Origin of the sequence: Amycolatopsis sp. WAC 04197 (genome assembly GCF_003947475.1) — a bacterium.
Classification (GTDB): Bacteria; Actinomycetota; Actinomycetes; order Mycobacteriales; family Pseudonocardiaceae; genus Amycolatopsis; species Amycolatopsis japonica.
In genome coordinates, this window is sequence record NZ_QHJK01000008.1 from 40,157 (window position 1) to 52,185 (window position 12,029).

Annotated in this window: 15 protein-coding genes; 5 read left to right on the forward strand and 10 right to left on the reverse strand. The window is 68.6% G+C overall.

What is annotated here, in order from left to right:
* Positions 1–73: 73 nt before the first annotated feature.
* Positions 74–343, forward strand: coding sequence for a hypothetical protein (locus DMC64_RS27245; RefSeq protein ID WP_125735846.1), 270 nt, complete (start codon positions 74–76; stop codon positions 341–343).
* Positions 344–451: 108 nt separating this feature from the next.
* Here DMC64_RS27245 and DMC64_RS27250 read toward each other — a convergent pair whose 3' ends face one another.
* From DMC64_RS27250 to DMC64_RS27280, 7 genes are all read right to left on the reverse strand, one after another.
* Positions 452–1,009: a hypothetical protein gene (locus DMC64_RS27250; protein ID WP_125735847.1), complete on the reverse strand. Its 558-nt coding sequence runs from the start codon at positions 1,007–1,009 to the stop codon at positions 452–454.
* 148 nt (positions 1,010–1,157) lie between these two features.
* Positions 1,158–1,877, reverse strand: coding sequence for a GAF and ANTAR domain-containing protein (locus DMC64_RS27255; RefSeq protein WP_233629831.1), 720 nt, complete (start codon positions 1,875–1,877; stop codon positions 1,158–1,160).
* Between the two features lie 117 nt (positions 1,878–1,994).
* Positions 1,995–2,855: a spermidine synthase gene (locus DMC64_RS27260; protein WP_125735848.1), complete on the reverse strand. Its 861-nt coding sequence runs from the start codon at positions 2,853–2,855 to the stop codon at positions 1,995–1,997.
* The gene (gene speD / locus DMC64_RS27265) at positions 2,855–3,226 is read right to left on the reverse strand and encodes an adenosylmethionine decarboxylase (RefSeq protein WP_016334696.1); all 372 of its coding nucleotides are present in this window, start codon (positions 3,224–3,226) and stop codon (positions 2,855–2,857) included. Before speD ends, DMC64_RS27260 begins: the two co-directional genes overlap by 1 nt.
* On the reverse strand, positions 3,216–4,358 hold the full coding sequence (locus tag DMC64_RS27270; protein ID WP_125735849.1) for a type III PLP-dependent enzyme: 1,143 nt from the start codon (positions 4,356–4,358) through the stop codon (positions 3,216–3,218). The genes speD and DMC64_RS27270 overlap by 11 nt, the downstream gene beginning before the upstream one ends.
* Before the next feature lie 45 nt (positions 4,359–4,403).
* Complete coding sequence (locus tag DMC64_RS27275; protein ID WP_125735850.1) at positions 4,404–4,592, reverse strand: hypothetical protein; 189 nt, start codon at positions 4,590–4,592, stop codon at positions 4,404–4,406.
* 138 nt (positions 4,593–4,730) lie between these two features.
* Positions 4,731–5,915 (reverse strand): MFS transporter, encoded by a 1,185-nt coding sequence (locus DMC64_RS27280; protein ID WP_125735851.1) that lies wholly within the window; start codon positions 5,913–5,915, stop codon positions 4,731–4,733.
* 93 nt (positions 5,916–6,008) lie between these two features.
* Here DMC64_RS27280 and DMC64_RS27285 point away from each other — a divergent pair, with 93 nt between their 5' ends.
* From DMC64_RS27285 to DMC64_RS27295, 3 genes are all read left to right on the forward strand, one after another.
* Positions 6,009–6,512 carry an Lrp/AsnC family transcriptional regulator gene (locus DMC64_RS27285; protein WP_037338807.1) on the forward strand — a complete coding sequence of 168 codons (504 nt, stop codon included), beginning with the start codon at positions 6,009–6,011 and terminating at the stop codon, positions 6,510–6,512.
* Between the two features lie 19 nt (positions 6,513–6,531).
* Positions 6,532–6,711 carry an alpha/beta hydrolase gene (locus DMC64_RS27290; protein WP_125735852.1) on the forward strand — a complete coding sequence of 60 codons (180 nt, stop codon included), beginning with the start codon at positions 6,532–6,534 and terminating at the stop codon, positions 6,709–6,711.
* 97 nt (positions 6,712–6,808) lie between these two features.
* The gene (locus DMC64_RS27295) at positions 6,809–9,193 is read left to right on the forward strand and encodes an excinuclease ABC subunit UvrA (RefSeq protein ID WP_125735853.1); all 2,385 of its coding nucleotides are present in this window, start codon (positions 6,809–6,811) and stop codon (positions 9,191–9,193) included.
* A 280-nt stretch (positions 9,194–9,473) separates the two neighbouring features.
* On the opposite strand, the gene ligD is transcribed toward DMC64_RS27295, so the two are convergent.
* A complete protein-coding gene (gene ligD, locus DMC64_RS27300; protein WP_199755112.1) occupies positions 9,474–10,412 on the reverse strand; it encodes a non-homologous end-joining DNA ligase in 939 nt (312 codons plus the stop codon).
* A gap of 53 nt (positions 10,413–10,465) precedes the next feature.
* On the opposite strand from ligD, the gene DMC64_RS27305 reads away from it, so the two are divergent.
* On the forward strand, positions 10,466–11,140 hold the full coding sequence (locus DMC64_RS27305; protein ID WP_125735854.1) for a TetR/AcrR family transcriptional regulator: 675 nt from the start codon (positions 10,466–10,468) through the stop codon (positions 11,138–11,140).
* On the opposite strand, the gene DMC64_RS27310 is transcribed toward DMC64_RS27305, so the two are convergent.
* Positions 11,085–11,414, reverse strand: coding sequence for a sporulation protein (locus DMC64_RS27310; protein WP_037338814.1), 330 nt, complete (start codon positions 11,412–11,414; stop codon positions 11,085–11,087). The genes DMC64_RS27305 and DMC64_RS27310 overlap by 56 nt on opposite strands.
* On the reverse strand, positions 11,414–11,980 hold the full coding sequence (locus tag DMC64_RS27315; RefSeq protein WP_125735855.1) for a TetR/AcrR family transcriptional regulator: 567 nt from the start codon (positions 11,978–11,980) through the stop codon (positions 11,414–11,416). The genes DMC64_RS27310 and DMC64_RS27315 overlap by 1 nt, the downstream gene beginning before the upstream one ends.
* Between the last annotated feature and the right edge of the window lie 49 nt (positions 11,981–12,029).

A 12,029-nucleotide genomic window follows, 5' to 3' on the forward strand; every position in this document is an offset into this window, starting at 1 on the left:
ACGGCCTTCGGTACCGCATCGTCGTAAGGGACGAATTCGACGGCCGTGACCACGGGAAGAGGGTGACCGGGACGTGACCACGAGAATCTGCGAGACCCGCCGCCGTCCCGGCACGCACGCCTCCGGCCGCCGGGTGCCGCTCGCCGCCGAACTCGAGCGGTTGCCGAGGGTCGTGGCGAAACCGGAGACACACGCTTCCCTGCTCGACGACGTCCTGACCGCCATCCGGCATCTCGACGGCGCGGCACTCGCCACCCGGTCGCGGCGCCGCTTCCCGCGATGGAGCCCGCGGGACCGGCGCGTCCAGCGCCTGCGCGGCTGGCTCAGCGGGGTCCCCGGCTGACCCGTCATTCGCGTGATCGAGGACGGAACTCGCGTGATTGGAGCCGGAACTCGAGAGTTCCGGCTCCAATCACGCGTGTGACGGCTCCAAGCACGCGAGTTCCGCCGGTCATACCGGGCGCCACCGGCCGATGTCGGACTCCATCGGCACGATCCGGGTCAGCGACGAGCGGATCTTCAGCTCCATCGCCCTGTCCCGGCCCCGGGTCCCACGCGGCGCGTACGGGTAGAAGGTGCCGCGTTCGCGGCGGTAGACCATCGTCAGCCTCGGGTGACGCATGTCCCGCAACTCGGCGAAGTCGACCGTCGTGTGCAGCAGCCACGCCGCGAACCCGGCCTGCGCCAGCCTCTCGTTGACGTCGACGAGGTCGTCGAGCAGCCAGCCGAGGTCCCCGTTCTCCCGCCAGCAGCGGACGATCGTCCTGCCGTGCGCGTCGTGGGTGACCACGTTGCGGCGGGCGGAATCCCCGGCGAGACCGGCGATGATCTCCGCCTCCGTCCCCGCGCCGGGACGTCCCTCCGCGACGAAGCAGACCGTCCCCGAACCGGTCGGCGCGAGCGCGTGCCCGGATCGCAGCGCCAGCACCCCCGACCTCAATTCCAGCAACGGAAGCAGGCTCGGCCGTACCGACCGGCTCTTCCCGAGAAGGCTTCCCAACAACGCCATGACTCCACCGCACCTTTCGTCTGGGTGAAGCCTTTCCGATTACGTCCTCGCGCCCTAGGGCCGCACGGTCGCGCATCGACGGGGACAAGTCATCGGTTCCGGTGACCAACGGCCCTACCAGCGATCGACCGGCATTTTCCGTCGGATTTCACCGGTTTCGCGGCCGGAGGAGTTTCCGGGTGTCCAGTGTTCCTTCGACGACGCCGCGTGCGACGTCCGCCAGCTTCTTGTTCGAACTACGGGCGAAGGAACGCATGCGATGGAAAGCGGTGCCGAGATCGATACCGGCGCGTTCGGCGAGCATACCCTTCGCCTGCTCGATGACGACCCTGCTGTCGAGCGCCTTCTGCAACTGCTCCGACAGCGTCCGGTAGTGCCGCAATTCCCGCTGCTGCAGGAGACACAGCGTCGCGACGTCGGCGAGCGCGCGGCCGAGCCGGTGGTCTTCGGCGCTCAGCACGACGGTTTCGGCACTGAGGAAGGCGATCGAACCGACGGTTTCGTCCATCGCGCGCAACGGAAGCGCGGAAACCGCGGCGAAGCCTTGCCCTGCCATCCTGGCGACGTAACCCGGCCAGCGCGAGACCTCGGCGGAAAGGTCGTGCACGGCGATGTCCTTCCCGGTTTCGAAGGATTCGAGCGCGGGCCCGTCCTCCGCGACCGCGGAATGGCGTTCGAGTTCCACGCCGGGCAGGAAGACCTCGGTGGAGTCGATCGGCAGCAGCCGTGCGCATTCGCTGGACAAGGTGTCCACGACCCGATCCGGTCCGAGGTCTTCCGTGACACTCGCGGTCAAACTCGTGAAGGCGGCACAGACCGCGGGCTCCCTGTCCGCCCTGGCGGCGATTTCCGCGTCCCAGCTACCCACTAGAGGGATTCTGGCCCGCACCGCGGCACCCGGCAACGACCAGATGGAGGATCCTGTGACCGAGGGCCACGCACAGCGACGACCGGTGATCTCGGCGGGACACCGGTCGCCGGGCTCTCAGTGGCTCCGCAGGGAAAACGGCGGCACCGTGTTCGCCCTCAGCGCGGCTTCGTCCATAGTGGACTCCCCGATCCCCGCCTTGCCGATCTTTTCCGCGACGACGGCGCCGGGGTCGGCGATCGTGTCGGCCCTGCCGGTCAGGAAGGCCCACTCGTGCTCGTCCGAACCGTAGTAGAGCACGGTCCCGAACGACTCGGTGAACCGGCGCCAGGATGTGATCAGTGTCCGGTTGCGCCACAGCGTCGGGCAGCCCGCCTGACAGCCGACCACTCCCCCGTCGGTGAGCAGCGCCGTGCACCGGGCCAGGAAGTCGGTTCCGTACAACCGGTTGTGCTGCGCCGCCGGGTCGTCGTTCTCGTCCGGCAGGTCGATCACGACCACGTCGTAGGAGTCGCCGCGTTCCCGGGCTTCGGCGAGAAACTCCCAGCCGTCGCGGTAGTGGACACGGATCTTCCCCTCCCCGCGTTCGGCGCGGGCGAGCTCGTCGAGGGTGTAGCCGTACGGAAGATGCTCGGCGCAGACACGCACCGCTTCGGCGTCGATGTCGACGTGGTCGACCACCTCCGCCCCGGCCGCGACGGCGAGCTGGGAGGCGACCCCTTCGCTGGACCCGGTGATCAGGACCCGCTCGACGCGTTCGGCGAGCAGCAGCGTCGGCACCATCAGCGCCTCGTGGTAGACGAGCTGGCTCAGCTCGGTGCTCTGCCGTTCGTCGTCGCAGAAGAGCGAGATCCCCTGCGCGGTCCGTCCGATGAGGACGTTCTGGAACGCGGTGCGGCCCTCGAACAGGACCTCCTCGACGTCCCAGTTCCGGGTGAGCCCCGCGCCCATCGGCTCGACGATCACTCGCTGCGCCATCAGTTCTCTCCTCGTTCCACAGTGGACATCCGGACGGTGCCGGCGCCCAGCATCTTCGCCAGCAACGCGACCGCGCGTTCCGGATCGGCCCGGTCCCCGCAGGTGAACACGTCGACGAACACCGAGCCGATCTCCGGATAGGTGTGCACCGACGCGTGGGATTCGGCCAGCAGCGCGAGCACCGTGACCCCTTGCGGGGCGAAGGAATGCGACACGACCTCGCACACCGTCGCCCCCGCCTCGGTCACCGCTTCGGCGAGGGTCTTCTTGAGGAGTACGGCGTCGTCGAGCAACGACGGCTCGATCCCCTCGAACTCCGCGAGTACGTGGCGGCCGGCGAACCGGCCGACGAGTGGTTCTTCACCCGGCATCGGCGAACCTCCCCACACAATAGGTGCGCAACGGCTCGATTCCGTTGAAAGCGACGGAAGAATAGCTGGCGGTGTACGCCCCGGTGCCCGGGATGTCCAGCCGGTCGCCCGCCTTCAACGACCTCGGCAGCGCGCACGGCGTCCGCTGGTACAACACGTCGTCACCATCGCAGGTCGGCCCCGCGAGGACCACCGGTCCTTGCGGTCCCTTGACGCCGACGGGCTCCAGCCGATACGCGACGGCTTCGTTCTCGCACTCGGCCATTCCGTTGTACCTGCCGACGTCGAGATAGACCCAGCGGCGTTCGTCGGCGGCGGCGCGAGTGGTCACCAGGACGACTTCGGTCCTGATCAGCCCGGCGTCGGCGACGATCACCCGGCCCGGCTCCAGCAGCAGTTCCGGCTCCGGGAGATGCTCGCGGAGGGCGGCGTGGATCGCCGTCGCGTAGTCCGTCAGCGACGGCACGGGTTCCCGGTGCTCGGTGGCGAAACCGCCCCCGATGTTCAACCGCTCCAGTACGACACCCGCCTCCGCGGCGACCTTGGCCGCGGTCGCGATCCCGATCTCCCAGGCGGCCGGATCCGGCTGCTGCGAGCCGACGTGGAACGCGATTCCCGGGCGCAGCCCGGCTTCCACGGCCTGGCGGAGCAGGTCCGCGGCCACCGCCGGTTCGCAGCCGAACTTGTGGCCGAACGGCGTGACCGAATCCGGGCCGCCGGTGAGCAGGCGGACCGAGACCAGTGAACCGGGCGCGTGCTCGGCCAGATTCGCCAGATCACCGGCGGAGTCCGTGGTGAATTCACGGACTCCGCGCGCGTAGGCGAAGGCGATGTCCGCCGGTTTCTTGATCGTGTTGCCGTACGCCAGTTCCGCCGGCCGCGCGCCCCGGGACAGGCACAGCTCGATCTCCGCCGTACCCGCCACGTCGAATCCCGCGCCGGTCGACGCCACCGCGTCGAGTACCTCGGGAGCCGGGTTCGCCTTGACCGCGTAACGGATCAGCGCACCCGGGAAAGCCGCCGAGACCGCGGCCGCACGCTCCGCGACCAGATCGGTGTCGACGACCAGGCACGGCGTCGGCGGCTCGCGATCCGCCAGGAAGGCGCGGATCCGGTTCAGGCTTTCGGTCACACGCCCCAGGGTGTCAAAGGCCGATCACCGGCCTGGAACCCGGGGTCACGCCCGGCTGTCCCCCGAGGCCTGCTCCGGCAGGTCGACCCCGTGTTCGGCGGCCAGTCGCTCCAGGTTGGCCAGATCGGCGCCGACGGCCGAGGCCCGGTCCTCGTCAGAGGCCTGCTTGGCGATCTGAACGTCCTCCCTCGCCTGCCGTACCCGGTCCCGCAGATTCACCGCGAACTCGCTCATCGTGCACCCCCGATCTCCCGCACCTTGTGTGCTTTCACCCTAGGACCCTCCGAATCGGTCACCCACGTGATCTGCGTCATCACGGGTTCGTTCGCGTCGGAGTGAAGCAGTATGACGGCTGCGCCGGGGTTTCGCAGATCAGCGGAGCCCGGCTTTTTCACCGGCCTCCCGCACGACCGGCCGCCGGGCGAGCACCGCGAGCGGGGCGAGGGCGCACAGACCACCCGCGACGCCGACCAGGACGTAGCCACCCAGGCCGAACAGCTGCCCGGCGAGCAGGCTGGCCCCGGCCGAAGTGCCCCAGACGAAGGCGTCGACCGTGCCCTGCGCCTTCGTCCGCTGAGCGGCCGGGAGATCGCGGCTGAGCATGCTGCTGCCGCCGACGAACACCAGGTTCCAGCCGTAACCCAGCAGGAAGAGTGCGACCGGGATTCCCACGTGATGCGAATCGGGGGCGCCGATCACGGTGACCGCCGCGACGGTGATCGTCCCGATCCCGCCGAAGATGGTCGCGCGGCCGCCCCAGCGGTCGGCGATCCAGCCGGACAACGGCGCCAGCGCGAACATCCCGATCAGATGGGCGCTCAGCACCCAGCCGACGACGTCGAGACCTTGGCCGTGCTCGTGCAACTGGACGGGGGTCATCGTCATCACCGCCACCATCGCCAGTTGAGCGCCGACCATCGCCACGAGCGGTCCGAGTACCACCGGGTTCCGCACGGACATCCGCTGCTGTTTCGGCACTCCTTCCTCCGGGGCGGCGAGGCCCCGCGGCAGGGTGGCGACGGCGACCACGGCGATGGCCACCACGATCGCCCCCGCCGCGATCGGACCGGACAAAGCGGGAAGATCGGCTGCTTCCGCCCTCGCCGCGGCGGGCGCGATCAGGGCGGGCCCCGCGACCGCGCCGACCGTCCCCGCCCAGACCATTGTGGACAGTGCGAAACCCTTGCGGTGCTCGGGTGACAGGTCGGCCGCGGTGTACCGGGAGAGCTGCGCCCCGCTGTTGCCGAAGCCGATCAGGGGCATCCCCGCCACCAGCGCGAGCACGGATCCGCCGAGCACACCGGCGAACGAGATCAACGCGCCCGTCACCGCCGCGCCGTACAGCAGAACCAGGACGAAACGCCTGCCGAACCGCGCGGCCAGTGTGCCGGAAGACAGCGAACCCACGGCGGAACCGAGTACCAGTACGGCGCTCGGCAATCCGCTCCACGCCGCGCCGGCGTGCTCGACCATGATCAGCGCGGCCGTGGTGGACAGGCCGACGACCGCGGTGCTGAGACAGGCGACGCCCATGAAGAGCGCGAACATCGGTTTCATGATTCAAACCTAGGGATTCCCGACGCCGCGGCGAATAGGCTGACGAAGGCCTCGCGGGGGTGCGAGGCGCATCATGGAAGGAATCCGGGCGCGATGACCTTACGATCGGAAAGGGCGCTGGACGACCTCGACTGGCGGCTCCTCGAAACCCTCCAGGCCGACGGACGGCTCTCGTTCAAGGAGCTGGGCCGCCGCGTGAACCTCTCGGCACCCGCCGTCGCCGAACGGGTCCGGCGGCTGGAGGAGGCGGGCGTCATCACCGGGTATCGCGCCCAGGTCGACGCGCACCGCGCCGGGTACGGCCTGCAGGCGTTCGTCGAGATGCGCTGCTCGCTGGGCAGCTGCCTGCTGCGCACCAGCAAGTCGGAGGACTACCCCGAGGTGGTCGAACTGCACCGGCTCAGCGGCGACCGCTGCACCATGCTGAAGGTGCGGGCCGTTTCGCTCGAACACCTCGAAGGCCTCTTCGAACGGCTGGGCAAACACGGCGAGATCAGGTCGTCGGTGGTGCTGTCGACGCAGTACGAGGGCAGGCCGGTCGGGCCACCGGTCGAGGACTACCTGAAGGCGACCAAGAGCGAGGGCTGGAGCGTCTGAATACTGGGCCCATGACTGGATCACCCGGCTGGACGAGGCGCTCGCGGAAGCGACCGATCCTCCGGTGCTGGTGGCGCACAGTCTCGGCTGCCTGACCGTGCTGCACTGGCTCGCGGCCGGGGGCGAGCGGCTCGTCGCTCCCCTGCTCCGGGAAGACGGATCAGGAATCGAGAAGCGGAAGTCCCCCGAACTCACCTAGCGTGATCGTCGTCGAGGAAGAACGGCTCGAAGCTGGTTAGATCGAGCACGGTGAGGCTGACGGAACGTCACGCGGCCCCCATCAGGATGGAGAAACGATGCGCAAGACCTCCCGGCCGCAGGCGCCCGAGGAACACCCCGCCGACAGCCACGACCTGATCCGCGTCGTGGGTGCGAACGAGAACAACCTCAAGAACGTCGCCGTCGAGCTGCCGAAGCGACGGCTGACGGTGTTCACCGGCGTCTCCGGATCGGGCAAGAGCTCCCTGGTCTTCGACACGATCGCGGCCGAGTCGCAGCGGCTGATCAACGAGACGTACAGCACCTTCGTGCAGGGCTTCATGCCGACGCTGGCCCGGCCCGAGGTCGACGTGCTCGACGGCCTGACCACCGCGATCATCGTCGACCAGCAGCGGATGGGCTCCGACCCCCGTTCCACGGTCGGCACCGCCACCGACGCGTACGCGATGCTCCGCATCCTCTTCAGCCGGATCGGGAAACCGCACATCGGTTCGCCGCAGGCGTTCTCGTTCAACGTCGCCTCGATCTCCGGCGCGGGCGCCGTGACCGTCGAGAAGAGCGGCCGGACCACCAAGGAACGCCGCGAGTTCAGCATCACCGGCGGGATGTGCGCCCGGTGCGAAGGCCGGGGCAAGGTCAACGACATCGACCTCACCGCGCTGTACGACGACACCAAATCGCTCAACGAGGGCGCGCTGACGATCCCCGGTTTCTCCATGGAGGGCTGGTACGGCCGCATCCTGCGCGGCTGCGGTTTCTTCGACCCGGACAAGCCGATCAAGAAGTACACCAAGCGGCAGCTGGACGATCTGCTCTACAAGGAGCCGGTCAAACTCAAGATCGACGGCATCAACCTCACCTATTCGGGGCTGATCCCCACGATCCAGAAGTCGTTCCTGTCCAAGGACCGCGAGGCGATGCAGCCGCATATCCGCACGTTCGTGGACCGGGCGGTCACCTTCGCGGTCTGCCCGGAATGCGACGGGAGCAGGCTGAGCGAGCTAGCGCGGTCGTCGAAGATCAAGCGGATCAACATCGCCGACGCCTGCCGGATGCAGATCAGCGACCTGGCCGACTGGGTCCGCAAGCTCAAGGAGCCGTCGGTGGCGCCGCTGCTGGAGAAGCTCCAGCACACGCTCGACTCCTTCGTCGACATCGGACTCGGCTACCTCTCCCTCGACCGGCCCTCCGGCACGCTTTCGGGTGGCGAGGCGCAGCGCACGAAGATGATCCGGCACCTCGGGTCTTCGCTCACCGACGTCACCTACGTGTTCGACGAGCCCACCATCGGGCTGCACCCGCACGACATCCAGCGGATGAACAACCTGCTCCAGCAGTTGCGGGACAAGGGCAACACGGTACTGGTCGTCGAGCACAAGCCGGAGACCATCGCCATCGCCGACCACGTCGTCGACCTCGGGCCCGGCGCGGGCACCGCGGGCGGGACGATCTGCTTCGAGGGCACCGTCGACGGCCTGCGCGCCAGCGACACCAGCACCGGCAGGCACCTCGACGACCGGGCGTCGCTCAAGGACAGCGTCCGCAAGCCCACCGGCAAACTGGAGATCCGCGGCGCGAACCGGCACAACCTCCGGAACGTGGACGTCGACGTCCCGCTCGGCGTTCTGTGCGTCGTCACCGGCGTCGCGGGCTCGGGCAAGAGCTCCCTGCTCCACGGATCGATCCCGGCCGACGAGGGCGTGGTCTCGGTCGACCAGACCCCCATCCGCGGCTCACGGCGGAGCAACCCGGCCACCTACACCGGGCTGCTCGAACCGATCCGCAAGGCGTTCGCCAAGGCCAACGGCGTGAAGCCGGCGCTGTTCAGCGCCAACTCGGAGGGCGCCTGCCCGACCTGCAACGGCGCGGGGGTCATCTACACCGACCTCGGCATCATGGCGGGCACCGCGACCACCTGCGAGGAATGCGAAGGCAAGCGGTTCCAGGCTTCGGTACTGGAGTACACCTTCGGTGGCAAGAACATCAGCGAGGCACTGGAAATGCCGGTGTCCGAGGCCGTGAAGTTCTTCGGTGAGGGCGAAGGGCGCATCCCCGCCGCGCACGCGATCCTCAGCAGGCTCGACGACGTCGGGCTCGGCTACCTCAGCCTCGGCCAGCCGCTCACCACGCTTTCCGGCGGCGAGCGGCAGCGGTTGAAGCTCGCGACGCACATGGGTGACAAGGGCGGCGTCTACATCCTCGACGAGCCGACCACCGGTCTCCACCTCGCCGACGTCGAGAACCTGCTCGGCCTGCTGGACCGGCTCGTCGACGCGGGCAAGTCGGTGATCGTGATCGAGCACCACCAGGCGGTCATGGCGCACGCCGACTGGATCATCGACCTCGGCCCCGGTGCCGGGCACGACGGCGGCAAGATCGTCTTCGAGGGCACGCCGTCCGACCTCGTCGCGAGCGCTTCGACGCTCACCGGCGAACACCTGGCGGCCTACGTCGGCAAATGACGCTCTCCCCTTTCCCGCATTTAGTCCTCTAAATGCGGGAAGGCACGGGATCGCACGCGTCGCGAAAGCCACTTTCGGGACACTAGATGTCTCGAAAGTGGCTTTCGCGACACTCCGAGTCGGCGCCGAGGTGATGGTCGCGGGTTTCGCGGAGACGGCAGCAGCTGGCGTTGCGAAAGCCACTTTCGCAACCTTCAACGTTGCGAAAGCGGCTTTCGCAACGCCACCGGGCAAGGCCCACCCCTTCCCGTATTTAGTCCTCTAAATGCGGGAAGGGGGGTCACTCGCCGTCGGTATCGAGGCCGTCGCGATCGGCCCATTCGAGCAGGGTGTCGAGCGAGTACGCCGTGTCATCGATGCCCGCGTGCAGGTCGCCGAATTCGGCGAAACGCGCGGGCACGGTGGCGATCGTGAAGTCGCGGGGTTCGACGTCGTCCACCTCGTCCCAGCGGATCGGGGTCGAGACGACGGCTTCGGGCACGCCGCGGACCGAGTACGCGCTCGCGATGGTGTGGTCGCGGGCGTTCTGGTTGTAGTCCACGAACAGCTTCGACGGATCGCGGTCCTTGCGCCACCAGGTCGTGGTGACCTCATCGGGCATCCGCCGCTCGACCTCGTGCGCGAAGGCGAGCGCCGCCCGGCGCACCTCCTGGAAACCCCACCGCGGTTCGATCCGGACGTAGACGTGCATGCCGTGTCCGCCGGAGGTCTTCGGGAAGCCGGTGATGCCGAGTTCGTCCAGGATCTCGCGGACGGTGCCGGCGACCTTCCGCACGGTGGAGAACGGGCAGTCGGGCATGGGGTCGAGGTCGATCCGCCACTCGTCGGGGCGTTCGGTGTCGGCGCGGCGGGAGTTCCACGGATGGAACTCCACGGTCGACATCTGCACCGCCCAGATCACGTCGGCGGGATGGGTGACGCACAGTTCATAGGCGTGCCTGCCGGACGGGAAGTCGACGCGGACGGTCTGCAGCCAGTCGGGGGCACCGTTCGGGACCCGTTTCTGGTGGACCTTGTCGCCCGAGACCCCGGACGGGAACCGGTGCAGCATGCACGGCCGTTCCCGCAGCGCCCGCACGATCCCGTCGCCGACCGCGAGGTAGTACTCGACGAGGTCGAGCTTCGTCTCGCCCCGTGCCGGGAAATAGACACGATCCGGGTTCGAGACGCGCACCGTCCGGTCGCCGACCTCGATCTCCACCGCCGAGCTTTTCGCCATACGGGGAAACTAGCCCGAAAGTCACCGATCCGCGCTCTGCCAGGATGAACGGCATGGCACCACGGACCCGCGCGGAGGCTTTGTCCCGCGAGCGCATCGTCGAGGCGGCCGTCGAACTGCTCGACGCGGACGGCGAACGCGGGCTCACCTTCCGGACGTTGACCGAGCGCCTCGCCACCGGCCCCGGGGCGATCTACTGGCACGTGCCGAACAAAGGCGCCCTGCTCGACGCCGCGACCGCGTCCGTCGTCGCCACCGCCCTGACCGTCGACGCCGGACCCTCGCCCCAGGACGAGATCCGGGCCATCAGCCTGAGTCTGTTCGAAGCGATCGAGCGCCATCCTTGGCTTTCCCCGCAACTCGCCCTCCAGCTTTCCCGCAGCCCTCGGGGCTCGGTGACGCCACGGATCTTCGAAGCCATCGGACAGCGGGTCAGCGCGCTGGGCATTCCCGAAGACACCTGGTTCACCGCGACGTCGGCGCTGGTGCACTACGTCTTCGGCGCCGCGGGCCAGAACGCGGCGAACTCCCGGGTGCTCGGGCCCGGGGTGGACCGCGCCGAATTCCTTCGCGCCGCGTCGAACGCGTGGGAAGACCTCGACCCCGCCGAGTTCCCCTTCCTCCGGTCCATCGCCGACGAGGTCCGCGAGCACGACGACCGGGAGCAGTTCCTCACCGGGATCGAGCTGATCCTCGCCGGGATGACCGGTGGATCGCGGCGACCATGACCGCGAACACCGCGCCGAGGAAGGTGACGTCCACCGAAGGCACCCAGCGCACGTCACCGCCCTTGACCACGTAGGCGCCGACGGGACGCGCGGCGAGGATGAACCCGCCGCCCTCCCCTTCCTTGCCCTGCTCGCTGCCGTGCCCGCCGCCGCCACCGCCGATGACACTCGCGGCCGGGATGATCACGACGCCGTCCTTCTCCACCGGTTCGCCGTAGACACGCCGGACGGTGAGGTTGTCACGCATGACACCGACGATCTTCTCGAGTCCCATCAGGTCCCCGCCCTGTCCAGTTCCAGCGCGATCGCGCCCCGCAGGAGCTCCCGCGCCCGGTCCAGCTCCATCGAACCAGAAAGCCACCGCTCGCTGAGCCCTTCGACCAGGCCGGTGAGCCGTTCGGCGGCGTCTTCGGCCCGGACACCGGCGCCGTCGACACTCCGGATCACTTCGGCGACCTCGTCCACCCAGATCCGGGTCGACTCGGCCAGCGGTTCGCGCAGCTCCGGGGTGAACACGGCACTGGCCCGCAGCTCGCCCCAGGCGGTGCTGTTCTCCCGCACCGCCTGCGTGTCCTGAAGTTCCCCGAACAGCAGGAGTTCGAGCTCGGCCCGGGGATCCGCCGCCTCGGCCGCGGCCTCTTCGGTGTACGCCGCGGCGCGGTCGCTGACGAATTCCAGCGTCTTGCGCAACAGCCCGGCGCGGTTGGTGAAGTGGTAGTAGATCAGCGACGTCGAGATCCCGGCCTCGGCTGCGATCTTCTCGACCCGCAGGCCCCGCACACCGCTGCGCGCGATCACCCGCACGGCCGCTTCCAAGATCTTCTGCTGACGTTCGACCACGGGTGATCACCCTAGCGTTTTCATCCTGACTGAATTTTCAGTCAGGATG

Coding starts and splice junctions, on each gene's coding strand:
- DMC64_RS27275 (WP_125735850.1), bottom strand. CDS start 4,592: ATGAGCGAGTTCGCGGTGAATCTGCGGGACCGGGTACGGCAGGCGAGG.
- speD (WP_016334696.1), bottom strand. CDS start 3,226: ATGCCGGGTGAAGAACCACTCGTCGGCCGGTTCGCCGGCCGCCACGTA.
- DMC64_RS27260 (WP_125735848.1), bottom strand. CDS start 2,855: ATGGCGCAGCGAGTGATCGTCGAGCCGATGGGCGCGGGGCTCACCCGG.
- ligD (WP_199755112.1), bottom strand. CDS start 10,412: ATGGCGAAAAGCTCGGCGGTGGAGATCGAGGTCGGCGACCGGACGGTG.
- DMC64_RS27305 (WP_125735854.1), top strand. CDS start 10,466: ATGGCACCACGGACCCGCGCGGAGGCTTTGTCCCGCGAGCGCATCGTC.
- DMC64_RS27295 (WP_125735853.1), top strand. CDS start 6,809: ATGCGCAAGACCTCCCGGCCGCAGGCGCCCGAGGAACACCCCGCCGAC.
- DMC64_RS27280 (WP_125735851.1), bottom strand. CDS start 5,915: ATGAAACCGATGTTCGCGCTCTTCATGGGCGTCGCCTGTCTCAGCACC.
- DMC64_RS27285 (WP_037338807.1), top strand. CDS start 6,009: ATGACCTTACGATCGGAAAGGGCGCTGGACGACCTCGACTGGCGGCTC.
- DMC64_RS27310 (WP_037338814.1), bottom strand. CDS start 11,414: ATGGGACTCGAGAAGATCGTCGGTGTCATGCGTGACAACCTCACCGTC.
- DMC64_RS27250 (WP_125735847.1), bottom strand. CDS start 1,009: ATGGCGTTGTTGGGAAGCCTTCTCGGGAAGAGCCGGTCGGTACGGCCG.